Source organism: Streptomyces sp. NPDC033178, assembly GCF_055577685.1.
Genome location: NZ_JBVIPT010000037.1, coordinates 28729 through 51632, shown reverse-complemented (window position 1 = coordinate 51632; position 22904 = coordinate 28729). Strand labels below are relative to the sequence as shown.

Here is a 22904-nt window from a genome sequence, read left to right as displayed (position 1 = left end):
TACTTCACCCGCCACAGTAGAAGGACGCCTACCCCGCCCACACCGTCAACCAGTGTTCTCCCAGCTCAGGGCTTCCCTACAGGAGAGCCACACCCTTTGCCGATAGCCAGGGAGGGCGGCAAGCACTGTGGTCTCTTTGAACTGTTGGCCGTCGCCGTTGGGTAGAAGGGGGCCTGTGGCGTGGGGATGCGCAGCAGTCAGCAGGAGGCCACAGGTTCGGCCGGAGTACACCGGGTGATGGCGGACTTCGAGGAGCTGGGCTGGGGCGCAGAGGAGAACAACCAGCACGATCTGGGTATTGATCTGTTCCTGCAGGTGCGCGACGAACGGCGATTCGACCGCGCCGTACTGATGACAGCCCAGGTCAAAGCGGGTACCAGCTACTTCAGCAGTCCCGAGCATGATCAGGCTAGCGCGGTAACGGGATGGTGGTATGCGGAATCGGATGCCCGCCGATTCGAGGACTGGGTCCAGCACGGTTTGCCGCATCTACTGGTGCTGCACAACCTTGAAGCCCGGGTGTCGTACTGGGCTCATGTCACCAAGAATAGCGTCGAGCCCGCTGGCGAAGGCTTCAAGGTCCTCGTGCCCTCCAGCCAGCAAGTCGACCCCACGCAGCTGCCTGCGCTGCTCAATGTCGCGGCCTCAGGGAAAGCAGCGTGGTCGCTCGAGGGCAGTGCCTGGGCTGCGGGAGCCAAAGCGGTGGCCCCTGGCCGGAAGGTGCGTCACGCGCTGGTGGCGCCACGGTTGATTGCCCCGCACCCCAACACCGGCAGTGACCGCGTGCTGGAGCCCGAGGAGGCCATCGCCCTGGTCTCCCAGGGACGAAGGGATAACCTCGACCTCTACCGGGCGACCACTGCGCCCCTGCAGCAACTGGAGCAGCAGACCGGCTGGCGCTGGCGCTTCCTGAATGCCTATCTCCGAGCGGTCGAGGACGGCACCACAACCGCGCTGCTGGAGTTGGCGGCTGCCGAGGATTCGTATCATCCCAAGCACGCCTACCGGCGCGCAGCCGTAGCAGTGGTCTGCTCCGTGTTCCTCGCTGACGGCGAGCGCTGGGACGAGGCAGAGAGCGTGCTGGAGGCCGCGGGTGACGACCTGGCCCCGGTCGACCACGCCTGGATCCTGGTGCACCAGGCGCTGCTGGCCGGTGAGCGAGGGGACATGGCCCATGCACGGCGACTGGCGGCCGAAAGCCAGCGCACGGTGGGGCTGGACGCGGATGACGTCACGGCTCGGGCGATTGCTGCAGCAGCCGCCTCCTTTCTCTTCGAATCCTCTCGCTGGGACACGCGCAACCTCAAGGAAACGCTGATCACGGGGGATACCGCTTCATCGTGGTGGCGTTCCCAGTCCGTCGCCTGGGCGCTGAGCGACCACGACAAGAAGGCCTTCGTCTCCTGGGGTGCGGGCGAGGAGCCCGGCACGCAGCTGGTGGACTGGGCGGAAGACCGGCTGAAGGGGGTCTGGCTGCAGGCCTCCTTCAGCGGTGCACGGCGCAGTGCGGCCCGTCCCCTGGCCCAGCGTGCCTGCCATGCAGTGATGCACCATCAGGCACACTGGCGGAGCCTTCCACCAACAGCCTCCACCGATACCCAGACCGAGGCGCTGGCGGATGCAGTGGATGTGCTGCGCCGATACGGGCACACCAAGGAACTCACTGCGGCCGTGCGGCGCCTGTGGGCCGCAGGGCCGACCGACTGCGTGGCCCGAGCCCTCGATCGTTGTCTGGATGCCCCGTGGCGGCACACCACCGCACGGACCAAGCTGCTGCTGTGGGAGCTGGCGGGTGACCTGCTCCCTGCCGAACAGGCGGATGCGGCAGCAGCAGATTGTCTTCGCATCCTGGGCGATCCGCACACCTTCGAACAGCAAGTACGGCCGACTTTCGTCAGCGGCCACTACACATGTGCGGCACTGGGCCGGATCCTGTCGGCAGCAAGCGACGACACCCATGTCGAGGCGGTCTCGCATCTCCTGGCCGCGTTCAGTCGCGACGGCGGGAGGGTCGAGGATCTCGCCCGTCTGGTGATGGGGCTGCGGCCTTCCGCACTGGCATCCGCCGCCTCTGAGTGGCGCCAGGCAGCACTCGCCCAAACCCATCCGGGACTGTCCTCGGCCATGCTCGGCCTGCTGGCAGACGCCGACGACACCGAGGCACAGGACGTTCTCATCCGCCGCGCGCAGGAAGGAGACATCGAAGCCTTCGATGCCCTGCCTGAGGCACGGAAGGCGGAAACGGCCAGTGATGTGCTGGCACGCCTGGCCGCCGAGCAGTGCCGCTCGCAGATCACTGATGCGCAGAACAATTCCTGGGGCGGAGGCGGGGCAGACTTCGGTGCACTGCTGGTGTGGTGCAGCCTGACGGTTCCCGAGCGTGCCGAGTGGCCCACCGTGCTGGAACTCATCACCCACCCGAGGACAGCCAACGATCACAAGCTCGGCGCGCTGCGCCTGCTGGCCCGCCGCACCGACGACCTGCCCGAGGCCGTAGCCGACGAACTCCGACAATCCGTGGCCGTCCAACCAGACCAGCTCCGGGGTATTGGCATCGTCGCCTCCCCGGAAAGGCTGCAGGAAGCTGCATTCGCTCTTGGCCTCGGCCTCGGCGTGCATCATGCGGCATCGGTCTTTGCAGGTGCCGCCCGGTGGCTGCGCGGCAGCACAGCACAACGACTGTCCGCCGCACGTCTGCTCGCGCACGCCGGCTCACGATCCGACGACCCGCTGGCGCAGGGCATGCTCCTCGCACTGGCCTGCGACCCACACGACAACGTCAGAGCCATAGCAGCAGCAGCCCTCACCCGGGCGCTGGCCCGGACATCCAACGAAGCCTGCCAGACAGCCGTCCTGGCCGCAGCAAGCGACCCCGGCTGCCGCACTCCCCATTCTGTCGCCGCCGCCCTGCCCGACACGTGCGCCGACACAGGACTCCGTCGGCGACTGGTCTCCACCCTTCTCCAGCACCCTTCCGCCCTCGTCCGCACCGCCGTGAACACCACGCCACCCGCCGCACCCTAGCCAGTCCCTGTGCGCAGGCTGAGGCGAGACCGGTCAGACAAGGGGGGCTCGCACGCAGTTGTCCTCGTCACCGCTAGGTCGCGGCCTCCGCAGACGCTCATGGCCGGGCAGCCTGCTCCTGCTCACTTATGGCCATCCGGCCTCCTCTAGTGCCCAACTGCTGGTGATCGCGACGCATATTCCAGACGCCTCCCCGTAGGCCCCGGGCGCGTTGAGGTGCGGCGGGCGCCCTCAAGGGGCGCGCGCCTCCTTGCTGGCATGACGTCGGCAATCGCGATCGGCGAGCTGGTGCACAGAGTCGCCACACACCGAATTTCGGTCAACTTCGTTCATCTAGGCATCCATTTCGCTCATCAGGCGATCACATTCAGGCACATCGAGACGAGGCCGCTGTCTCCTGCCCCGTTTTTCCTTAATGGAGCCTTTGATTCTCGCTAGAGTTGGGTAACAAGAGAAGGAGCACCCAAATTGCACATTAACAGCGCCAGAGAGTTGCGCGATCAACTGGCTGCGCAGCTTTTTCCATCACCTAGGGTGGATGGACCGGCGTGCGTGAAAGCACAGGCAGTGGAACATCCTCCACTCGAGGAGTCGATTTCCGTGGGGATCTCAATAAGGGAACCCGGAGACTACCGAATGGAGTTGGGTCTGGAAAAGCAGGAACTCCGCAACCATCCGGCCGTGAGGCGCTTCGTTAGCCGCGCCAACCGGGAGGTCAACATCCAGATCGTCGGCAAGATCTCTGCCCGCGACTGGAGTCCACGGACACAGACACGCCGACATCGACCGGTCAAGGTGGGCTGCTCTGTTGGGCATGAGCTGGTGACTGCGGGGACTTTGGGATGCTTCATTCGACTCCGGGACAAACCAGGCAGAATCGGAATCCTGTCCAACAATCATGTTCTCGCAGCCTCGAACATGGCAGGGATCGGTGACGCCATTCTGCAGCCGGGCGCAGCCGACAAGGGGTGCCCCGGAGACAAGATCGGCTCTCTGGCTGCCTCTGTTGACCTTGAGCAGGAGGTAAGCAATCAGCTGGATGTGGCTGCAGCCCTGCTGGATCCGGACATCGAAATTACGGGAAATGAGCTTCCCGAAGGCCCACTAAAGGATGCCGCAAACCCACATTTCGATGACCCGGAATTGGCGAAAGTAGGCAGAACCACCGGACTGACCCGAGGAGAGCTCCACGCCGTCGAACAGACGCTTTTCAACGTCGAGTATGACTTCGATGGCACCCTGGCCCGGTTGAACTTCACGGATGTCATCGCCATCAGGGGAACGAACGACACTCCGTTTTCTCAACCCGGCGACAGCGGATCCATGGTCTACTCTCCTTATAGCCACATTGGCTATGCGTTGATCTTCGCAGGTGGTCATTCGGGTGGCTCGCCAGGCCACTTGAGTTACGCGGTGCCCTTGCCCGCTGCGCTCGATGCCGTGAACGCAGATCTTGCACTTACCTAACGGCGCGAAAGAGATCCATACACCCCAATGGAGGCTTTCTCATGCCGGACCAGGCAGCAGCGCGCGAGGCCAAGAGCCACGTCCTGAACACCGTTCTCAGCAGGATGAGCGACACGACTCAGGTCACCGGAGTCGGACTGGGGCAACGGGGCGGTGACTGGATCGTCCGGGTCAATCTGCGCGAGGACAACCGCCAAGTACGCCAGGAAATCCCACCCGAAGTAGGCGGCGTCCCCGTTGTCGTCGAAGTCGGCGGGACCGTCCGCGCCCACGCCACCAGCACCCCGCTCACAGCCGGACAACGCCCGCACCTGCCCCGCCTCATAGTGTGGCTGATCCTCATCGCCCTACTGCTGACCGGTGCCATCACCGCATTCCTTGTGACATAAGCGGCCAACATCGGCACACAGACACCACTGGCATCTGAAAGCCTCTCCCAGACCGGCATCCGTGGCTTACCGTCACCGAGATGGAGGCTGAATACCTACGCCATGGCGTGCCGTTGACGGACTACCAGCTGACCCGGGCCGACCATCGTCGGCAGCACGAAGCCGTGCAAGACCACGAGTGGGCTCAACGCCACGCAGTCCAGGCCCCTCGCTGGTCAGACGAGCATTGGGAGCAGATGTGCCAACTCCTCGGGCCTCCGACCCCAGCGTGGGAACTGCAGCGGTGGCGGCTACGCTTGTACTGCGGACACATCACCGAAGCGACCCGTAATCGGAAAAGCCCACGGCCCGATGGACGAAGCTGCGACAAAGAGCGCTGCCCGGAGTGCGGTCTGGACCCCGCCGTGATCGTCGCCTTCGAGCCCCTGGGGCCCATCGCCTCTCCCTCACCGGACAAGCACTCCCCGAAGCCCGGCCGCGCCACCCGGAAACCGCCCGCAGATCGGCGTAGCAAGGACGAACTGGTGGCCGAGAACGAAGCGTTGCGTGCGGAACTGAACGCCCTGCGAGATCAGGCATAGACCGGCTGCGCGCCCAATGAGCCGGTCTGGCGAATCGGCCCGCCGTTCGTCCAGGTCCGGGCGGTTCTTGACCCCTCTCCTCGTGAGCCGGGTCTACGTGGGCCCGTCCTTGGCCCGCGGTGTCGGTGGCTCGGGTACGTCAGGGTGGTTCTCAATCCAGGACAGGCCGCTGGTGTCGAGCCGGTGGCGGGCGCGGGTGATGGCGACGTAGGCGAGGCGAGCTTCGCCGTCGTCGATCGGACCAGGGATCGTGTTGCCGGTGGCATCCAGCTGGTCGGTGTCCTTGGGCGGGGTGAAGTCGTCGGCGATTTTCACTCGCGCCCATTCGCGTCCTTTGGCCTTGTGGGCGGTGGAGACGGTCACCTCTGCCTGGTTCTCGGGGGCAAGCTGGGCAACGGCGGACAGGATGGCGTCGGTGCCGTGAGTGTCGACGAGGTCGACCAGCGACTGCAGATCCCGTCCGGCCGGGTCGTAGGCGGCGTAGTCCTGCAAATCGCCCCAGGAGGGAAACAGCACCAGTTCGGGATGGGTCGTGCGGCGGCCTTCCTTCAGATCGCGGGCGGCCAGGGCCAGACCGCGCAGGCTGTCTCCTCCCCCGACCAGCGCAACGCGGTGTCCGGCGGTCAACAGGTCCATCACCTGGGCCATGGCGCCGACATTGGTACGACACAGCACGGCGTCGGGCCGGGTGAGGGGGCCGAGTTCGGTGGGCACACTCTCGGTGCCGGTGAGGCGGATCGGGGCGCCGGCGATGGCCAGCCACCGGTTGGCCTCGTCAGCGAGCCTAGGGCCGAAGCGAAAGGACTGGGACAGGACAAGCTGAGTGCCGTCGAAGCCGGTCATGACGTCTTTGGCACCGCGCCAGTGGTAGATGGCCTGGGCGGAGTCACCGACCATCACCAGCTGGGCGTGACCACGCTGGTCGAGGAAGATCTGCTCGACGACGGGGTTGGTGTCCTGGGCCTCGTCGAGCAGGAGGAAGTCGGTGTCGATCTTCGGACTCGTAAGGGCCCAGATTTTCAGATAGTGGTCGTGGTCGAAACGCACGACGCCGTCGTCCGGGTGCTGGAGGTCGCCCCAGGCTTTGCGGGCGAACGGGACGATGTGGGCAGCGAGTTGGGCATGCAGGGCGCGGTCTTCGAGACCGCGCAGGCGCGGGACATGGCGGCCGGTGATCGTCGGATCGGCGGTGTGGCAGAAGCGGGCCACGGAGCGCAGGGCAGCGTTGGAGAGGGTCTTTTGTGACAGGTCGCGTTCGCCGATGCGGAGGGCTTTGGTGATGCCGAGGGCGTGTCCGGTCTGCCAGGCGGGGCGGCGGGGTGCGTTGAGACGCTGGGTGTATCGGTGGCCGACGGCGGCGTAGGCCAGGGCGTGGGCGGTCTTGCAGCTGACGGTGGAGGGGAAGCGGGTACGGGCGTCCTGGGCGATGGCCCGGTTGTAGGCGAGGTAGCGGCCGCGGCGGCTGGTGGCGTGGGCGAGGTGGGCCAGCGTGGTGGTCTTGCCGGTGCCCGCGCCAGCCTGGAGGGCCAGGTGGTGGCCGGAGTGGAAGGCGTCGGCTGCGGCCTGCTGTTCGTCGGTGGGGTTCAGCATGGCGCGGCTCCGGGGGTGTAGGTGAGGGCGCGTCCGAAGGCTGCCAGGAGGTGCGGGGCGGTGGCGTGGGCGAGCAGGTGGTGGACTTCCTGGTCGAGGCGGTTGGCCTCCTCGCGGCTGTGCCGGGCGAGGGCCCGGTGGACGGCCAGCTGCAGGAAGACAGGGAGCGGTTGTCCCGCTTCGTCGGCGACGGCCTTCAGGGCGGTGTGTGTGGCGGGCGGGAAAGCAACGTTGAGGAGGATCCGGCCGCCTGAGTCGGGGTAGTGCGTGGTGATCACGTCGACGGGCAGCCGTCCACCGACCTGACGGCGCAGTCGGTTGAGGGCTTTGCCCGGGGTCTTGGCGCGCACCACGGCCAGGAGGTGGGTGGCGTCGTGGTTGGCCGCGAGCGGCATTGTGCGGGTGGCCTGGTGGAGTTCGGCCGGGGTGAGGGGCCGGGTCAGGGTGATGTCCAGGGCGTGGTGCGGCATCGTCATGCCTTCCCGCGCTGACCGGGGGTGGGGTGCGGCAGGCGGGTGTGGATGTGCACGGTGTGCAGGAGGGGGTCGAAGACCTGCCATCCGGCCAGGGCGAGATCGGCGGCGCCCGGGGTTGCGGCATGGTCCGTGCAGCGCTGGGTGCGCCAGCGCCGCTGCTCGTCGTAGGGCAGGCGGCTGAGGTCGTAGACGGCCATCAGAGCGGCGGGCAGGGCGAGTTGGCCACGTTGCGGACTCGCGGGCAGCAGCGTCCACACGCCTTGGGGGGTGTGAGGGGCGAGCACGGGGTGCGGGCAGCGGCGGCGCTGACGGGTCTGGGCTACGCACCGGAGGTCCTCGATGGCGGTCTCGGCGAGGTAGCGGCCCAGCAGCAGTTGCACAACAGGCCGGGCGGGACAGCCCGTTGCGCCGGCGGGTGGCTCGCAGGCGGTGACCGGGGCGGGAGTGAAGGCGCCAGTGTCGATCAGGCGGCGGGTACGGACGGCGAGTTGGCGACGCATGGCCTCGAGGTGCGGGCCGGCCGGGGCGGTGGGGGTGCCGTCCGGGCAGAGCATCGTGTGCGGGATGCGGCACCAGGCGCTGCCGTCGCCGTGCGGGTGGGCGATGCCGCAGCTCAGGTGCCAGCGGCAGGCAGCGGGCACGTGGGCGGTGGCCAGTTCGGCGGGGTGCAGGGCGATGGGCCGCTGGTCGGCACGCGGATAGAAGTCGATGCGGTTGCCACACCGGCGGCAGCGGCCGCTCTGGCCCGTGCGCAGCAGGCGGCTGGGGCTGGCGGCGGCGACCCGCAGCGGGCGGCGGGGGCGGGCGGTGCTGGGGCTGCCGTCCCGGGGGCAGAGGGTGGAGAGGGTATTGGGGTGCATAGCGGGGACCGTGCCAGGCGACACCCCACGGTGGCGGGGGTGGACAGGGCGGTATCCCACGAACAGCCCAGCTGCCCCGAACGCGTGCGCCAGCAGGCGCCCAAGTGTTCGGTGTGTGCTCACCGGTTCGGGTGATTCGTAAAGCGGTGCGCGACCGGGCGCTGCGTGGTCAGGGGTTCGGTGTGCCGGGTGGGGTGTGGTCGTCGCAGAGGGTGCCGAGCAGGTGCTCGATGGGGATGTCGAAGGTGTGGGCGAGGGCGTGCCAGGTGGTGACGCTGCCGGTGGTGCGGCCGTGTTCGAGGTCGATGAGGGTGCGCCGGGCCAGGCCGCTGCGGCGGGCGAGTTCGTCGAAGGTCCAGCCGCGCTCGTTCCTCAGCCGCGCGAGCGTCACGCGCAGCGCGGTGAGGTCGGGGTCGGGCGGCAAGATCGTCACCCCACCATCCGACGGTGCAGCACCCTGCCCTGTCAGTGCAGACCTCTGCACTATCGGTCGAAGTGGGGGTGACATTCACGGTGCAGGAATCTGCACTACCGTGCGTGCGTCCTGGATGCTTCCGGCGGGAACACCCGCCACAGAGGCTCGGACAGACAGGAGGACAACGGGCCGATGAGGCTTGCCGGCACGCCTGCCGCAGTGCGGCGTATCTGGACGGTTGAACTGCGTTCACGGGCGGGCGGTCCGAGTCTGGTCTGCCCCCACTGCACCGTGCACGCCACTCCCCTCAAGGCCGCCTCCGCGCGGTCCGCGGCTCTGGCACATCTGGCCTGCCATGCGCGCACCGACGCGCTGCCGGGATATCTGCGCACCTGTCAGTGCCGGGCGAGGGGCTGCTCCTGGCATCCACGTCACCGCGGCTGCGCCGGGCCGGTGCTCCTTGCTCTCACCCGCGACCGCAGCGGCCGCACCTGGCGTCTCGCCGACGCCTGCGCCGCTTGCGCGGCCGCCACCAGTCACACGGCCGTCGTCCCCGCCACCCTGCTCGCTCCGCGCCGGCCCGGACGCTCCGGGCGCCAGCCCGCGCCACCGGGCGGCCCGGCCGAACGCACCCGCGTGCGGGAGATGTTGACCTACCTGGCAGCAGCACTTCCCCAGTTCACCTCCCCCGCCACCCGGCTCCTCGCCCTGCAGTGCACCCTGCGTGCCGACACCCGTGGCCATGTCCGGCTGCCCGCAGGCCTCATGCGCGGCATGCGACTGCGCGGCCGCACGGAGCTGTGGGAGGAACTGGAGCAGGCCGGGTGGCTGCGCTGCACGGGACACAGACCCCCTGTTGTGGAGGCGCGGCTGCTGGATGCCGCCGTCCTCTGCCAGCAACCGGGCAGCCGAGCGCGGGCCCGCGCCGCGCACTGGGCTCTGCGCCCCACTCCACTGGCACTGCCGGCTGGACGGCCTCCGGCCATGCAGTTGACCGCGCTCGCTCTGGCCGCGCACCTCACCTCGGGCGAAGCTGGCAGCGTCGACATGGAGGTACTCGCCCGCCTGTGCGGACACTCACCCCACCAGACCGCCGAACTCCTCGACCGGCTGACCGCATCACACACACTGGCCGCCTGGCGGCACTGCCGCGAAACCGACGAGATCCTCTGGCACATCCCCCAGCAGCACGGCCCGGTGAGCATGAAACGCACTGATTGCGGTCCACGGTGAACCAGTTACGCGCACAAAACGTCGCGACGGCAGCCCTGACACTTCGACAGATAACCCTAGCCCTCTAGGGGTTGAAGGTATTGAGCTCGTGAGGCACGATACGGATAGTCGCAGGGCAAGGGGCCCCGGCTATCCATCTATGGGGGTGCGCTGATGATTCACATCACGCTCGGGGCGATGCGTTACGTCAACCCGAAGGAAGACCAGCTGGGCCGCGACCATGTCGGCTGGGACCCGAACATGGACGACGCGGCCCTGTTCCGCGCCAACCGGGGATGCTGGGTCCTTGGTGAACGAGCCGACCGGGAGCAGTATGCTCTGCTCTCCTCTCAGGGCACCGTGCGCCAGGCGATCGAGATCGACCACCTCGTTCCGGTGGCCGGCGGGCGGCGGGCGATCGAGGGCCGGTACCTGGAGGCCGGGCACCCGGTCCACGATGCGTACGTCGGAAAGCCTCAGCCGGTCGAGCCGACCCGCAACCCCGTGACGTATTTCGACTCCCCCCACGCCGCACGGACGTGCGGCTGCGGCTGCCAGTCACCGGTCACCCTCGGCTGGTTCCTGCCCGGACACGACCAGAAGGCCCTGCACGACCGCGTCGCCCGGATCGGCACCGTCCACCAGTTCATCCAGTGGTTCGACAGCACCTACACCGACGGCGCCCAATCGATGGAGTCCAGCATCCTGTCCATCGATCCGCACTCCAACACCAAAGCAGCGTGCAGCGCGCACGGCACAGCCGCAGCCTGCACCCCACTCGTCGCCGACATCGTTCTGCGTGACGCAGGCAGCGATCACGTCGAGTGGGCCGTCTGCGCCCGCTGGCTCCGGGAAAACTCCGACGCAACGGCCTGGCTGAACAAGCACCCCGACGCCGCAGCACGCCTGGGCTTCGCCTGACGGACCCCGCGAACGGGAGCGCTCCGATCGGCGCGCTCCCGTTCCCTTTGCCAAAATCACGCGGGTGAGATGCACAGTCGCTTCCCCAAGGATCCCGACAAGTCGCGGGCTCCGTCTGTGGCTGCTATGAGCAACGGTTGCGCAGGCGATTCACTCCTCCACCAGCAGCCTCTCCCCGCAGCTGGGCCAAGGTCCGGGCCAGCAGGCGCGAAACGTGCATCTGAGAGATGCACACCTCCTGGGCGATCTGAGCCTGGGTCATGTTGGCAAAGAAGCGCAGCAGCAGAATGCGCTTCTCGCGCGGCGGGAGATCCTCAAGGAGGGGCTTGAGGGACTCGCGCTACTCGACGCCCTCCAACGCTTCCTCCTCCGCACCGAGCGTGGCGGCAACGGCCGGGGACTCGTCGTCCGTGTCGGGGACGTCCAGGGACAGCGTGGAGTACGCGTTGGCCGACTCCAGGCCCTCCAGGACCTCTTCCTCCGAGATGCCCAGCTTCTCGGCCAGCTCGTGCACGGTGGGCGAGCGGCCGTGCCGCTGCGAGAGCTCCGCGGTCGCCGTGGTCAGCGCCAACCTCAACTGGTGCAGGGCGCGGCCGCGCAGGCGCAGGCGGGTGTGGTGATCGGGCGGGCTGCCCATCAGTCGGGTGATCAGTTGGTGGGTGCTGATCTGCCAGGGTGGCAGCGGCTGGTGGAACTCCTGGATGTGCTGCAGAGCCAGCTGGCGGTAGTGGGCCAGGTTGGTGTGCAGGTCGGCGGGGCGGGGCGCGGTCTGTCGGCCGGCTCGGTCCAGCGCCTCGTGCAGCTGCTGGGCAATCTGGCGGCGGCTGAGCTTGGTGCCGTGGAGGTCGAAGACCAGCCCATCCAGGTCTACGCGGGCGAGGTTGTCGGTGACCGCCTCGATGGCGACACGTTTCTCCGCGACGAACAGGATCCTTTTACCCTGGGCGGAGAGGGCGGCGATCAGGTTGGCGATGGTCTGGCTCTTGCCCGTGCCGGGCGGCCCTTCGATCACCAGATGGGATCCGGCCAGGGCAGTGCTGATGGCCTTCTGCTGGGAAGCGTCGGCATCCAGGACCAGGTATTCAGAGCGGGGCGCGATGCCGTCGGCGCCGGCCGGCATGCGCGCGCCGTTGTCTTCGGCCAGGGCCCGGTTGGCTTCCCGGTCTCCGGCCAGGGCGGCGATAACGGGATGGCCCGTCAGCAGGCCGGTGGCGCCGTTGAGGTCTTTGACCATGGGCAGCCGGTCGAAGCTGAAGACGCCCGCCACAAGGCGCTCTTCCCATTTACTGTCAGGCCGCTGCGCGTACAGGCGGCCTAGAGGATCTCGTAGGCCAGGCGCGTACGGTCTGCGGGATCGGCGCACTCCTCGACGGCGGTGGCTATTTTGTCGGCGAGCGCCTCGGTGTCCGCGTCCAGGCCGTACTGGCGGCTGAGGGCATACAGCAGCACTGGGTTGATCTCCGTCTCTCCCGCCGTCTCGAGGACGAAGTCGTTCTCGGTGGCGGTGCGTGGCTGGATGGCCAGCGGCTGCAGGAGCAGCGGGGCACGCAGCGCAGGCACCGGTGCCTTCCCGCGGGTGGAGGGGGGTTCCGCGCGCAGCAGGCTCAGGGCGAGGCGCCCGGCTTCGATGCCTTGCTCCTCGTCCAGTTCCACCATCTTGCGGCGCAGGCTCCGGGCCCGGCCGCAGGCCGCAGTGTGATCGGCGGCCTCAGGGAAAAGGCTGATCAGCCGAGTCGTACGGCCGGCCAGCAGGGAGGTCACCGCCTGCGGCGCGGCCGCGGTGACATCCAGGGACGCCGTCTTGGTGTCCTTGAAGTGCAGCAGTGTGTTGTAGGGACCGAAGTCGATCAAGGCGTCGGCCCACTCATGTGCCCGGGCGGCCACCATCTGCCGACGCGCCTACCCCACGATCGCTTCCACGTATCACTCCCCGGGTTCAAACGGTTACCAACCCGGCCCGCGCAGCACCGGAGCCCGCCTTTTTGAAGCGAACAGACCAACGTAGGGAGACCAAGACACCCTGAAACAGGGGCAGTTGGAGCGCGAATGGGGCGCGAAAGAAGCACAAACGGCGCGACACAGGCGCGCGGAGGACAGCATTCCGCGCACGGATCGCTCGGGACGTGCTCGCTCGAGGGCCGTCGAACTCAACCCAACCGCGGATACACCCCTGCGCGCCCGAGGAACAACAGCCTGGTCAGCTGGCGCCCGGCTGCCTAGCGAGAGAGCGGAACGTGCCAGTGCGGGTCCATGACAGATGCGGCCGGTGGATGATCCGTGCACGCTCTCACCGGATAGCCTCGCGTGGTCCCGCCGACGCTCCAGTCGAGCGACTCCCGTAGCCCGAGAAGGTCCCCGCCATCATGTTCACTCCCGAGGAACAAACCGCACTCGCCGCCCACGCTGCCGCTTTGAAGCTCTCCGCCAATGAGTACATCCGACAGACGGTGGCCGACGGCGGCATGGGCAAGAAGATCAACGAGGACGGCTACTCCGACCACTACCCGATCGCCATGCACGTCCGCACAGCCGACTGACTCGGTCTCCCCCTATCGTCACTGGCACGCCGTCAGTCGATGGAGGTCCGTCCTTCTCCCGGCCACTCCACCGCCGCGTCGACCAACTCCTCGATCCACCGGTACAGGGACGTCGCGGTCCGGGTGAGGGGGTGGTCACGTCCGAGCTCCCGTGCCAGACCCGCTTCGGTGTCCTCCGCAACGGCGAGGGCGACTTCGCGCTGCCCGTCCATCTGGTCCAGCAGGGCGGTGGCGTGCGCCAGCCAGAGCTGCGTCATCAGCGCCCGCACCTCGTCGTCCTCGCCGCTGTCTGCCATCAATTCCTGTGCAGAGCAGGCCAGTTCGAAGGTCTCGATCCTTCGGTCCATATCGTCGGCCTCCAGGCGGACACCGCCGGACGTCACCCCGTGCGGCAGCGTCTGCACAGGCTCCATCCGAGGCGTCGGCAGGGGCGGACCCTCGTCGCCGGCCGGGCCGTCGGCGGCTGTCCCGCGGCGACAGGCGACGAGGCAGTGGCGCAGGGTCGTGACCGTCGCCGGGTGGGACGGCCCCTGGAGGTCGAGCCTGCACCGGTACACCTCGCGGAAGCCCTCCTCCTCGCGGTCCGGACCCGCCGTCCCGTCGTGGTTGGCCGACGCGGCGATCAGGTGGTTCTCCAGCGCGTCGAGGGTGTCGCCGTGCTGCTCCCCATACAGGTCCCGGCGCAGCCGGTACGCCCGGTCGAACCAGTCGGCCGCCTCCGCGCGGTGCCCGAGCGCGTACGCGGTGGTGCCCATGCCGTTCAGCGCGTCCGCGTACTGCGGGTGCCGGGTGCCCAGCACCCGGGCCGTGCGGGCGAGCAAAGAGGTGCGCAGCCGCAGGGCCAACGCGTGGCGGCCCTCCAGGGAGGCGGCGACCGAGGCGTTGGCCAGTACCAGCAGGGTGTCCGGGTGCTGCGCGCTGTTCCTGCGGGACCTCGCCCTGTACACCTGCCCGAACACCCGCCATGCCGTGCGGTACTCGCCGCGGTCGAGCTCGGTCACTCCGACGTTGTTGAGCGCCGTCAGGGTATCGGGGTGGTGCGGTCCTAGGAGGGCGGCGAGCCCGTCGTACGCCTGGTGCTTGAGACGCACCGCCGTGTCGTGGTCTCCGCACATCCCGTGGGCGACCGCCAGTCCGGCCAGCACGCGCAGGGTGGTGATGTCGGACGGGCCGAGAGCCGCGATGCACCCGTCGTGGAGCAGGCGCAGGAGTCCGAGCCCGGTCCCGGGGTCACCGCTCTCGGAACGCACCCGGCCCGCCTCGTTCAGGAGGTGCTGATCGTCCCGCTCCGCCAGCGCGACGGCGACCGTCCGCACGTGCGGAAGCGCCTCGAAGGTCCTGAACCGGGCGGCGGCGCCCGCCGCAGGTCCTTCCAGCCTCTCCCCGAGCACCCGGACGGCGGCCCGGCGAGCGCGTTCGCGCGCAGTGTCGTCGTGGTCGGCGAGCCGAACGGTTCGGCTGACGAGGGCGTGCACACTCAAGCTCCCCGTGCCGTCGGGGCGGGCCAGTGCCAGCCGCTCGGCCTCGGCGAGACCGCGGCGGACCGATTCCCAGAACTCCTGCCGGTCCCGCCCCTCCCCGTGCGACTCCGCGAGGATGTCCGTGAGCAAGTTCGGCGAGAACGGCGCCGGCGCGAGCAGGGACGCCAGCCGCATAACGGTCAGGCCTTCAGGCGTCAGCCGGTCGATCCCGCGCAGCAGGGTGGCGCAGATGCTGACGCCGTGGGCCGTCGGCAGATGGACGCCGAGCCGCTCCGCGGTCTCCAGGACGTCCGGGCTCGGCTCGGCGAAGGAGGCGAGGAGACCGGTGAAGCCTCCGGTCTCCGGCAGCGTGACGAGTTCCGCCGCGACGGCCATCGCCAGCGCATGGCGCCCCAGAGCTTGCGCCAGCCTCCGGTGTGCCTGGCGCTCCGCACCGGGTGTCGGCGACAGCCTGCTCGACAGCAGCGCCAGGGAGTCCAGCTCGCCCAGCTCCCCGACGTCGATGCGCGCCCCCTGACCCCCGGGTCCCGGGGCGCGGGACGTCACGAGTGTCCTGCCCAGCGCCGTGGGAGCGACCAGTGTGCGGAAGACGGCCGTGTCCACCCCGGCTGGCAGGTCGTCGAGGATCCACAGGTAAGGCGTGCCGGTAGCGGCTAGACGCGTGCTCAGCGCCGCGCGGGCCGCCGCGGCCGGGGCATCGGATCCGACGAGTTCCAGGCGGCGGGCGATGGCCGTGATCCGGTCGTCCACCAGGGCGGCCACCCGCAGCGGGTCCCGGGAGCCGTCAAGGTGGGAGCCGAGACCCCCGAGGACGAACACGCCGCCCGGATGGTCTTCGGCGAACAGCCGCCCGTATTGTTCCGCGAGCATCGTCTTGCCGATGCCGCCGCCCCCGACCAGGAACACCACGGGCGGGAGGTCGCTGCCCGCCCCGTCGTCGCCGTCGAAGGCGTCTCGGATCTGCCACAGCTCCTGCAGCCGGCCGCGGAAGTGCCGGCTGCCGACGGCCGGTTCCGGATACCAGGACGGCACCGGCGGTTCGGGAGCGTCGCCGAAGGTCCGGTGGTCCATACCGTCGACCAGCCGGTGCACGGAGTCCGACACGTCGGCCAGTGCGGCCGTGACGGCGGGCAGCCGCAGGCACTTCAGCCGGGAAGACAGCACCTGCGAGAACCTCATGCCACGGACGACCGCCATCACCCGGCGGGTCTGCCCGGACAGGTGGTAGGAGCGGGTCAGCGCCGTGTACATCTCCCAGCGGCAGTACTGGCTCTCCGGGAAACTGGGCGTGTAGAGCGCCACCAGGGTCCGTGAGCCGTCGAGGGCGGCGCGGATGACGGTCGGGATGTCGTCGTAGTCCCGCATGCCGGTGACATCCCTGAAGACCGACAGGCCGTGGGCCTCAAGCAGTTCCTGGAAGCGCACCGCCAGGTCGATGTCCTCCCAGGCGTAACTGAGGAACACGTCGTATCTGTGCCCGGAACGCGCCGGACCCTCCGCTCCCGCCGAACCCACGGCCTCCCCCTCACCCGTCCTGCTGGTTCCTCCGGTCGGTGCGCGGCACCGCGCCGGACAACTCCGCCGTTGCCAGGGCGAGATGGTGCAGTGCCCTCGCCTCCTCGTGGCGGCTGCCGCACGTGCGGCTGACGACGACGGCACGCTCCAGCCACTCGGCGCCCTCCCGCGGCCGGCCGCTGCGCAGGTATGCCTCGCCGAGGCAGTTCAGTGCCATGGCCGTGTCCAGGTACAGGCCCAGGTCGTCCAGTGTGGCGAGCGCGGTCTTCAAATGCCCGATGGCGGCGTCGAACTGGTGCAGCTCCACCTCGGTCAGGCCGATGCCGCGCAGTGTGATGGCGACGTTACGGCGGGCGCCGCTGCGTGTGTAGTAGGCCAGTGCTGTGCTGAACTCCCGCATGGCCTCGGAGTGTTCGCCCCGGTAGAAGTGCACCCAGGCTCGGTTGCCGACGGCGTTGGCCGCACCGTGCTCGTCGCCGATGCCGTGGAAGATGCGGTGGGCGCGTTCGTAGTGCGCGGCGGCGCCGTCGAGGTCACCGGTCTCGATCAGGGCCAGGCCGAGGTTGTTCGCGGTGACCGCCTCGGCGGCGGGATCGGCGACGCGGTGCGCGGCGAGCAGGGCCTCACGGTGGCTGGCGACCCAGGCGTCCCAGCGCTTGGTGAGGAAGAAGAAGTCCCGCAGGACGTACGCCAGTCGCCAGCACTCGGCGTCCATGCCGAGCCGGGCGCTCTCCCGGACCAGGGCCACGACGGTCTCTTGCTCTGCGGCGAACCACGCCAGCGACTCGTCACGTCCGGCGACCGGCGGCAGCAGCGCGGCGGTCACGTCCAGGCCGTCGGTGACCGGGAGACGGTAGCGGTGCGGTGCCAGCACGCGCCCCATCGCGTCGGCCGCGGCGACGTAGTGCCCGGCCAGCCGTGCGGTCGCCGCCGCCCGGGTGCCCTGCGCGAATCTGCGGTCCGCGACCTGCCGGGCGAACACCCTCAGCAGGTCGTGCAGGCGGAAGCGGCCCGGACGGGTCCGCAGCAGCAGGTGGGCGTCGGCCAGCCGGTTCAGTGCCCGCTCCGCGGCGGGTAGGTCCCAGTCGGCCATGACGGCGGCCGACGCGGCGTCGCAGTCGTCGCCCGGCAACAGGCCGAGCAGCGCGAACAGGTGTTGTTCGGAGGGGTCGAGCGCGTCGAAGGAGACGGTGAGCGGCGCGACCACACTGCGCTCCCCGTCGTCCAGTTCGGCTAGCCCCCAACGCCGATCGGCCAGCCGCAGCGCAAAGTCCGCCACCGTCCGCGGTCCGCCGGGTCGGCACCGGGTGGCCGCGATGCGCAGCGCGAGCGGCAGCCGGCCGCACAGTTCAACGACGTCGCGTACCCCCGGCGGGGGCGGGCCCTCGCCGGAAGTGCCCCGGTCGCCCGTGCCGATCCCGGAGATGCTGCTGAACAGTGCCTCCGCGTCGAGTGCAGGCAGCGGACCCAGCGGGACGTGGTGGCCCTCGTCCAGTGAGGGCAGGGCACTCCGGCTGGTCACGAGGACGGGGCAGCCCGGTTCACGCGGCAGCAGCGGCCTGATCTGGTGGGAGTCGACGGCGTTGTCCAGGACCACCAGGGCCCGTCGGCCGGTCATGGCCCCCCGGTAGACAGCGGCCCGGTCCTCCACGTGGTGGGGAATGGTCTCGGCGGGCATGCCCAGCATGCGCAGCAACCGGTCCAGGGCGTCCGCGACCGTGACAACGGGCAGGTCCTGCGAGTAGCCGTGCAGGTCAAGGTAGAGACAGCCGTCGGCGAAGTGGGCCTCCGTCCGGTGGGCAATCCGCAGCGCTAGCGCCGTCTTGCCCACGCCGGCCATCCCGGTGATCGCGCACAGTACTGTCCCGGCACGCCGACGGGGGCCAGCATCCAGGACGAGCGACTCGATCAGCTTCGTCTCGTTCTCGCGGCCGACGAAGTGCCCGCTCGGCTCGGGCAGGGCGTAGCGCTGCCTCGGGATCTGGCGGACCGAGTCCTCGGGCGCCGTCGCGGCCGGGGACAGGTCGTCGGGGCCGAGCACGTCGCCGCAGAGGCGCGCGAGCTCGGCGCTCGGTAAGGCCAGTCCCCTCTCGACCTTGCTGAGGTAGCCCTTGCTGTAGTGCACGAGGCGGGAGAGGTCGGCCAGGGACAGTCCTGCGGCTGTCCGCCGTCGGCGCAGCGAGAAACCGAACCCGGCTCCCGCGCCTTGGCCGGTCCCGTCCCGTCCATGTGGGTCCCGCCCGGTCATGCCGGACGTTCTCCTGCCCGGCCCATCGGCGTGCCGCTCGCGGCGGATCGCCGCCGCTGTCCCTCGCGCGCCCCGCTTCCGGGTGACGGGGGGTTGCACAACTCCCCCGTCACCGCCCGGGTTTCCACCCGCTGAGCTGCGGCGATCCGGCCGCCGGTGTTTCCACGGGTTTCCTGTGGAGGGAAACCTGTCGGCAGTGCGCCGCCGCAGGGCGCATGGTGGGTGCCGTCCGGTCGGCAGTGCGCGGGATCGAACGCGTGAGGGCGAGGAGAAGACATGGATACTGGCACCAGAGGGCTCTTCATCGTGCTGCTCGGGATCGACGGAAGCGGCAAGACCAGTCTCCTCTCCGCGCTGCGCGGCGGCACGTTCGCCACCGTCGGCTGGCGCGACCTCCGCAACCACGAATTACCCGCCGTCATGGCGCCGGACGCACCCAGCGCCATCAAGGACCGGCTCTCCAACGTGCCGCGCGTGATGTTCGTCGGGGGTCACATTGTGGCCCAGTACGAGTACTTGGTGCGACCGGAGGTCGTCGAAGGCAGGCACGTTCTGCTGGACTCGTACTGGTACAAGGTGCTGGCGAAGGAGCGTGCCCTCGGCCGCCTGAGTCCGGCGCTCGACGAGTTGCGCCAACTACTCCCGGTGCCGGACGCGGTGGTGTTACTCGACGTGGACCCGCGCACGGCCTGGGCACGCAGGGGCGGGACCTGCGCGCCGTACGAGCGGTTCGACGATCCGAGCGGCCAGGCGGCCGGCTTCGTCCGCTTCCAGGAGTGCCTGCTCGCGCAGTGGGAGATCGACTTGAGCGGTCATCCGGCGGTGTACCGACTCGACGGCGAGCGGCCCTTCGACGAGGTGCTCACGTCGCTGCGGGACACCCTGGAGCTCTGTGCCGTGCCTCGCCTGCCCGCACTGGAGGCACTGTCGTGAGCAGGCAGGCGACGGGCGGCAACCGGTTCGCGTCGTCGGTGCTCGACACCTGGGCGACGATGTTCGTCGACCCAGAGCGGACGGAGCGTGCGGCGGCGGGACTTCACCGGTTGGAGGGCCGACGCAGGGCGGTCGGAGACGTCCTACGGCTGCACAAGGCCGTTCCCCAGTTCCAGTACGGGCTGGACCAGTTGGCGACCTCGGGGCCCGAAAGCCACCGGGCGCGGGCCGCCGCCGCCAAGTCCTGGTACGCCGCCGAGGCTGGCCATCTCGCGGACCATCTGCGACTGCTGCGCTCGGAGTTGGCCTGGCTCGCCGGACAGCCGGAGGTGGCGGGCGCCGACCTGGCGGTCATCAAGGGCTTCAACAACGCCCGCTTCTACCGGGATCCGTCACCTCGCTGGAGCCGCGACGTCGACGTGTACGTCCCCGACTGGGCAGCCTGCCTCGCCGTGGTCCGACTGCTGCGCGAGCGGGGCTACGTCTTCGACGAGGAGGAATGCCCCTGGTTCAAGGCAGAGTTCGAGCACGGACGGGCCGAATACGGCCAGCTCTTCCTGGTCCGCGCGGAGGACGGCCGGTTCTCCCGGGTGGACATCCACTTCGGCACCTACTCGGTGGGGGCCGGGGACTACCTCGACTTCCCGCTGACCGACTTCTACGAACCGGTCGCACCGGATCTCGGCTACCAGGGCGTCAATCCCACCGGGACCCTGCTGGTGATGTTCGCCCACGCCCTGTCCGACGGGTACGTGTCGGTCAAGGACGTCAACGACACCGTGTCGCTGGCCCTGACGCGGGACGACGTGGACTTCGGCCGCCTCGCACGGGAGATCCGGCGGCACTCGCTGGAGCCGCAGGCGCTGCTGCTCGCCGACCACCTGACCAGGCTCTACCGCGACCCGCGCATCGGCGGCTTCGCGCGGACTCTGCGCCGCGCCGCTGGCGGCGGGCGCACCTCACCGCTCTGGCGCATGCACGACCGCAACTGGCACCGGCGCGCCGCCGTCAACGCGGTCCACGCGTACCGGTCGACGCTGCGCCGGCGCCGAGGGCCGCTCGTCGCCGCCCGACGAGCCGGCCAGTGCGCCGTGTTCTACAACCGGCGACTGTCCGTCACACTCAGCGACCGCACCCTGCCGCAGCAGCTGCTGGTGCGGCTGATGGCGCGGACCGACCTGACCCGGTGGCGACTGCGATCGGACGCCTGCCCGACCATGATCCACACAGGTCACCCGGCCCTCACTGGGGTCGCACCGGACCGCTTGGCCGCGCCGGACGGCTCGGCCGTGGGGCTTCCGCGACTCAGGCCGACGCCCGCCGCGGGGGTGCGGGTGGGCGGCACGTTCCCCGACCGGCAACTGGTAGCCATCGGTGACGACGTCTTCCTCTGCTCGTGGGACCAGGTGGTCACCCGCCGGGACGCCGCACTGGCGAAGCACCTCGCGTCGGTCCAGGGCGCCGCTGCCCGACGGAAGGGAGAGCTGGCGGATGACTGAGCACGCCATGCACGACGACGGTTTCCGACCAACGTCCGACACCGGCCGGTTCTTCGACTGGGCCTCGACCGCCCCGCTCTCCCGCGCCTGCGTCCGGGCGGTGACGGAGTTCTCCGCGACGGCGGCCGCCCACCGTTCGCCGCCGGACTTCCAGAGCGAACGGACGGCCGGTCTGGACGCGCTGCGGGAACGCATCAAGACGGTCTTCGGCGCCCGGCCGGACGCGGAAGTGGCGCTCGTCCGCAGCGTCTCCGAGGCGTCCTCGGCCCTCGCCAGCGGGCTCACCGTGCCGCCGGGCGGCGAGGTGCTCGTCACCGCAGCGGACCATCCCGCGCACGCCGCGCCGTGGTGCCGGCTGGCGGGACAGCGCGCCGACGTACGGCTGCGCACCCTGCCGTGCCTGCCCAGCGGGCCGGTCGACCTGGAGCGCGCCGCCCTCCTGCTGTCGGAGCGCACGGCGGTGGTGGCCTGCACCCACCTGACACATCTCGACGGCGTACTGCAACCGGTGGCCGAACTCTCCTCCTTGGCAAGAAAGTTGTCACCCGCCGTGGTGATCGTGGACGCGGCGCAGTCGGTGGGCCGCATCCCGGTGGACTTCGACGCCCTTGGGGTGGACGTACTCCTCGCCACGGGCCGCAAGGCGCTGCTCGCCCCGATGGGCGCCGGATTCGTGATCGCCGCGCCCGGGGCTCTGGACGGGCTCTCCCCGCTGCTGCTGTCCCCGCGCAACTGCGAGGCACGTACCGCGGCGGACGGCGCGTGGCAGCCGGGTCCCCGCGAGCGCGGAGGCCCAGCCGCCCTGGAGGGAAACCTGCCGGACCTCTCCGCGCTCCACGGCCTGCTGGCGTCCCTGTCCGCCTACCAGCGTGCAGGCCCGCGGCACCTGGCCTCGGTGTGCCGGACGACGGCCGCCGACGTGCCGGTCGCCGCCGCGCACGCGGGTTTCCGCACGTTCGGCCCGGCATCGGCCCCGGGAAGGTACGGCATCGTCCGGGTGCGCTCGCCCCGCGTCGCGGACCACCGCGCCGTGAAGTCCCGCCTGAGCGCCCGGGGCTGGTCGGTCGCCGCGACCGAGGAATGGCTGCGCGTCAGCGTGCACGCCTGCACCACGCCGGGCGACGTCGCCGCGCTGTTCGACAACCTGGCGCCGTTCGGCGCCCCCGGACCGACCGCACGGAGTGTGCCGTGAACCCGCGATGGACCGTGGTCCACGGACGCTTCCAGCCCTTCCACCTCGGACACCTCGAATACGTCGCCATCGCCGCACTCAGGAGCCGGTACGTCATCGTGGGCATCACCAACCCCGCCCTGGGTCGGCTCGCCGAGGAGCGGACCTCGGCCCACCGGCACACCAGGGACGCGAACCCCTATACCTACTTCGAACGGGCCGAGATGGTCACCGCCTCCCTGCCGGAGGCGGTGCCGGCCGACGCGTGCACCGTGCGTGTCGTGCCGTTCGACGTCTCGGACCCCGGCACGTGGGACGACTACCTGCCCCGCGGCTGCCTCCACCTGGTCACTCTCAACGAGCCCTGGGACGAGGAGAAGTACCGGCGTTTCCAGACCGCCGGGTACGCCGTCTCCGCGGTGCCCGGAAATCCGCGCCGGGTGACCGCGACCGAGGTGCGCCGTCGCCTGGCCGCCGGAGAGGACTGGCGCGCGCTGGTGCCCCACGGCACCGCCCGCGTCATCGACGGCCTGACCGCCGCCGTGCCGCGTGAGGGAGCCGCACCGCCGCAGTCGCCGTGAGCAG

At 69.7% G+C, this 22904-nt stretch carries 17 protein-coding genes and 2 pseudogenes; 10 read left to right on the top strand and 9 right to left on the bottom strand.

Features of this window, described 5'->3' with window-relative positions; translation table 11 throughout:
• The first annotated feature begins 186 nt into the window (after window positions 1–186).
• The 3 genes from ACZ5VQ_RS48045 to ACZ5VQ_RS48035 all read left to right on the top strand — a co-directional run bounded on the left by ACZ5VQ_RS48045 (window position 187) and on the right by ACZ5VQ_RS48035 (window position 4880).
• Window positions 187–3024 (top strand): DUF4365 domain-containing protein, encoded by a 2838-nt coding sequence (locus tag ACZ5VQ_RS48045; protein WP_469110536.1) that lies wholly within the window; start codon window positions 187–189, stop codon window positions 3022–3024.
• A 636-nt stretch (window positions 3025–3660) separates the two neighbouring features.
• On the top strand, window positions 3661–4491 hold the full coding sequence (locus tag ACZ5VQ_RS48040) for a chymotrypsin family serine protease (RefSeq protein ID WP_405541044.1): 831 nt from the start codon (window positions 3661–3663) through the stop codon (window positions 4489–4491).
• A gap of 41 nt (window positions 4492–4532) precedes the next feature.
• Window positions 4533–4880: a hypothetical protein gene (locus ACZ5VQ_RS48035; protein ID WP_405541045.1), complete on the top strand. Its 348-nt coding sequence runs from the start codon at window positions 4533–4535 to the stop codon at window positions 4878–4880.
• 674 nt (window positions 4881–5554) lie between these two features.
• Here ACZ5VQ_RS48035 and ACZ5VQ_RS48030 read toward each other — a convergent pair.
• The 4 genes from ACZ5VQ_RS48030 to ACZ5VQ_RS48015 form a co-directional block, all read right to left on the bottom strand.
• The gene (locus tag ACZ5VQ_RS48030; protein WP_469110535.1) at window positions 5555–7048 is read right to left on the bottom strand and encodes a UvrD-helicase domain-containing protein; all 1494 of its coding nucleotides are present in this window, start codon (window positions 7046–7048) and stop codon (window positions 5555–5557) included.
• Complete coding sequence (locus tag ACZ5VQ_RS48025) at window positions 7045–7527, bottom strand: hypothetical protein (protein ID WP_469110533.1); 483 nt, start codon at window positions 7525–7527, stop codon at window positions 7045–7047. The genes ACZ5VQ_RS48030 and ACZ5VQ_RS48025 overlap by 4 nt, the downstream gene beginning before the upstream one ends.
• A complete protein-coding gene (locus ACZ5VQ_RS48020) occupies window positions 7524–8387 on the bottom strand; it encodes a DUF6083 domain-containing protein (RefSeq protein WP_469110532.1) in 864 nt (287 codons plus the stop codon). The genes ACZ5VQ_RS48025 and ACZ5VQ_RS48020 overlap by 4 nt, the downstream gene beginning before the upstream one ends.
• A gap of 169 nt (window positions 8388–8556) precedes the next feature.
• Window positions 8557–8820, bottom strand: coding sequence for a helix-turn-helix transcriptional regulator (locus ACZ5VQ_RS48015; protein WP_306935175.1), 264 nt, complete (start codon window positions 8818–8820; stop codon window positions 8557–8559).
• Window positions 8821–9093: 273 nt separating this feature from the next.
• Between ACZ5VQ_RS48015 and ACZ5VQ_RS48010 the strand changes: the two genes are divergently transcribed.
• Window positions 9094–10035 carry a hypothetical protein gene (locus ACZ5VQ_RS48010; protein WP_469110531.1) on the top strand — a complete coding sequence of 314 codons (942 nt, stop codon included), beginning with the start codon at window positions 9094–9096 and terminating at the stop codon, window positions 10033–10035.
• Between the two features lie 153 nt (window positions 10036–10188).
• The gene (locus tag ACZ5VQ_RS48005) at window positions 10189–10935 is read left to right on the top strand and encodes a hypothetical protein (protein ID WP_469110530.1); all 747 of its coding nucleotides are present in this window, start codon (window positions 10189–10191) and stop codon (window positions 10933–10935) included.
• A gap of 150 nt (window positions 10936–11085) precedes the next feature.
• On the opposite strand, the pseudogene ACZ5VQ_RS48000 reads toward ACZ5VQ_RS48005, so the two are convergent.
• The 3 genes and pseudogenes from ACZ5VQ_RS48000 to ACZ5VQ_RS47990 all read right to left on the bottom strand — a co-directional run.
• Window positions 11086–11527 (bottom strand): annotated as a pseudogene (locus ACZ5VQ_RS48000) (sigma-70 family RNA polymerase sigma factor); the annotation flags it as partial.
• A gap of 198 nt (window positions 11528–11725) precedes the next feature.
• Window positions 11726–12055 (bottom strand): annotated as a pseudogene (locus tag ACZ5VQ_RS47995) (AAA domain-containing protein); the annotation flags it as partial.
• Window positions 12056–12249: 194 nt separating this feature from the next.
• The gene (locus ACZ5VQ_RS47990) at window positions 12250–12822 is read right to left on the bottom strand and encodes a hypothetical protein (protein WP_469110529.1); all 573 of its coding nucleotides are present in this window, start codon (window positions 12820–12822) and stop codon (window positions 12250–12252) included.
• A gap of 476 nt (window positions 12823–13298) precedes the next feature.
• Between ACZ5VQ_RS47990 and ACZ5VQ_RS47985 the strand changes: the two genes are divergently transcribed.
• Complete coding sequence (locus ACZ5VQ_RS47985) at window positions 13299–13472, top strand: hypothetical protein (protein ID WP_469110528.1); 174 nt, start codon at window positions 13299–13301, stop codon at window positions 13470–13472.
• A gap of 32 nt (window positions 13473–13504) precedes the next feature.
• On the opposite strand, the gene ACZ5VQ_RS47980 is transcribed toward ACZ5VQ_RS47985, so the two are convergent.
• Both ACZ5VQ_RS47980 and ACZ5VQ_RS47975 read right to left on the bottom strand, forming a co-directional pair.
• Window positions 13505–16417 carry a tetratricopeptide repeat protein gene (locus tag ACZ5VQ_RS47980; protein WP_469110527.1) on the bottom strand — a complete coding sequence of 971 codons (2913 nt, stop codon included), beginning with the start codon at window positions 16415–16417 and terminating at the stop codon, window positions 13505–13507.
• A 61-nt stretch (window positions 16418–16478) separates the two neighbouring features.
• Window positions 16479–18716 carry an ATP-binding protein gene (locus ACZ5VQ_RS47975; protein WP_469110526.1) on the bottom strand — a complete coding sequence of 746 codons (2238 nt, stop codon included), beginning with the start codon at window positions 18714–18716 and terminating at the stop codon, window positions 16479–16481.
• A 276-nt stretch (window positions 18717–18992) separates the two neighbouring features.
• On the opposite strand from ACZ5VQ_RS47975, the gene ACZ5VQ_RS47970 reads away from it, so the two are divergent.
• From ACZ5VQ_RS47970 to ACZ5VQ_RS47955, 4 genes are read left to right on the top strand one after another with little or no spacing between them, the layout of a single operon-like run.
• A complete protein-coding gene (locus tag ACZ5VQ_RS47970) occupies window positions 18993–19649 on the top strand; it encodes a dTMP kinase (protein ID WP_469110525.1) in 657 nt (218 codons plus the stop codon).
• Window positions 19646–21148: a nucleotidyltransferase family protein gene (locus ACZ5VQ_RS47965; RefSeq protein WP_469110524.1), complete on the top strand. Its 1503-nt coding sequence runs from the start codon at window positions 19646–19648 to the stop codon at window positions 21146–21148. The genes ACZ5VQ_RS47970 and ACZ5VQ_RS47965 overlap by 4 nt, the downstream gene beginning before the upstream one ends.
• Window positions 21141–22340 carry an aminotransferase class V-fold PLP-dependent enzyme gene (locus ACZ5VQ_RS47960; protein ID WP_469110523.1) on the top strand — a complete coding sequence of 400 codons (1200 nt, stop codon included), beginning with the start codon at window positions 21141–21143 and terminating at the stop codon, window positions 22338–22340. Before ACZ5VQ_RS47965 ends, ACZ5VQ_RS47960 begins: the two co-directional genes overlap by 8 nt.
• Window positions 22337–22900 carry an adenylyltransferase/cytidyltransferase family protein gene (locus ACZ5VQ_RS47955; protein ID WP_469110522.1) on the top strand — a complete coding sequence of 188 codons (564 nt, stop codon included), beginning with the start codon at window positions 22337–22339 and terminating at the stop codon, window positions 22898–22900. The genes ACZ5VQ_RS47960 and ACZ5VQ_RS47955 overlap by 4 nt, the downstream gene beginning before the upstream one ends.
• Window positions 22901–22904 lie beyond the last annotated feature (4 nt).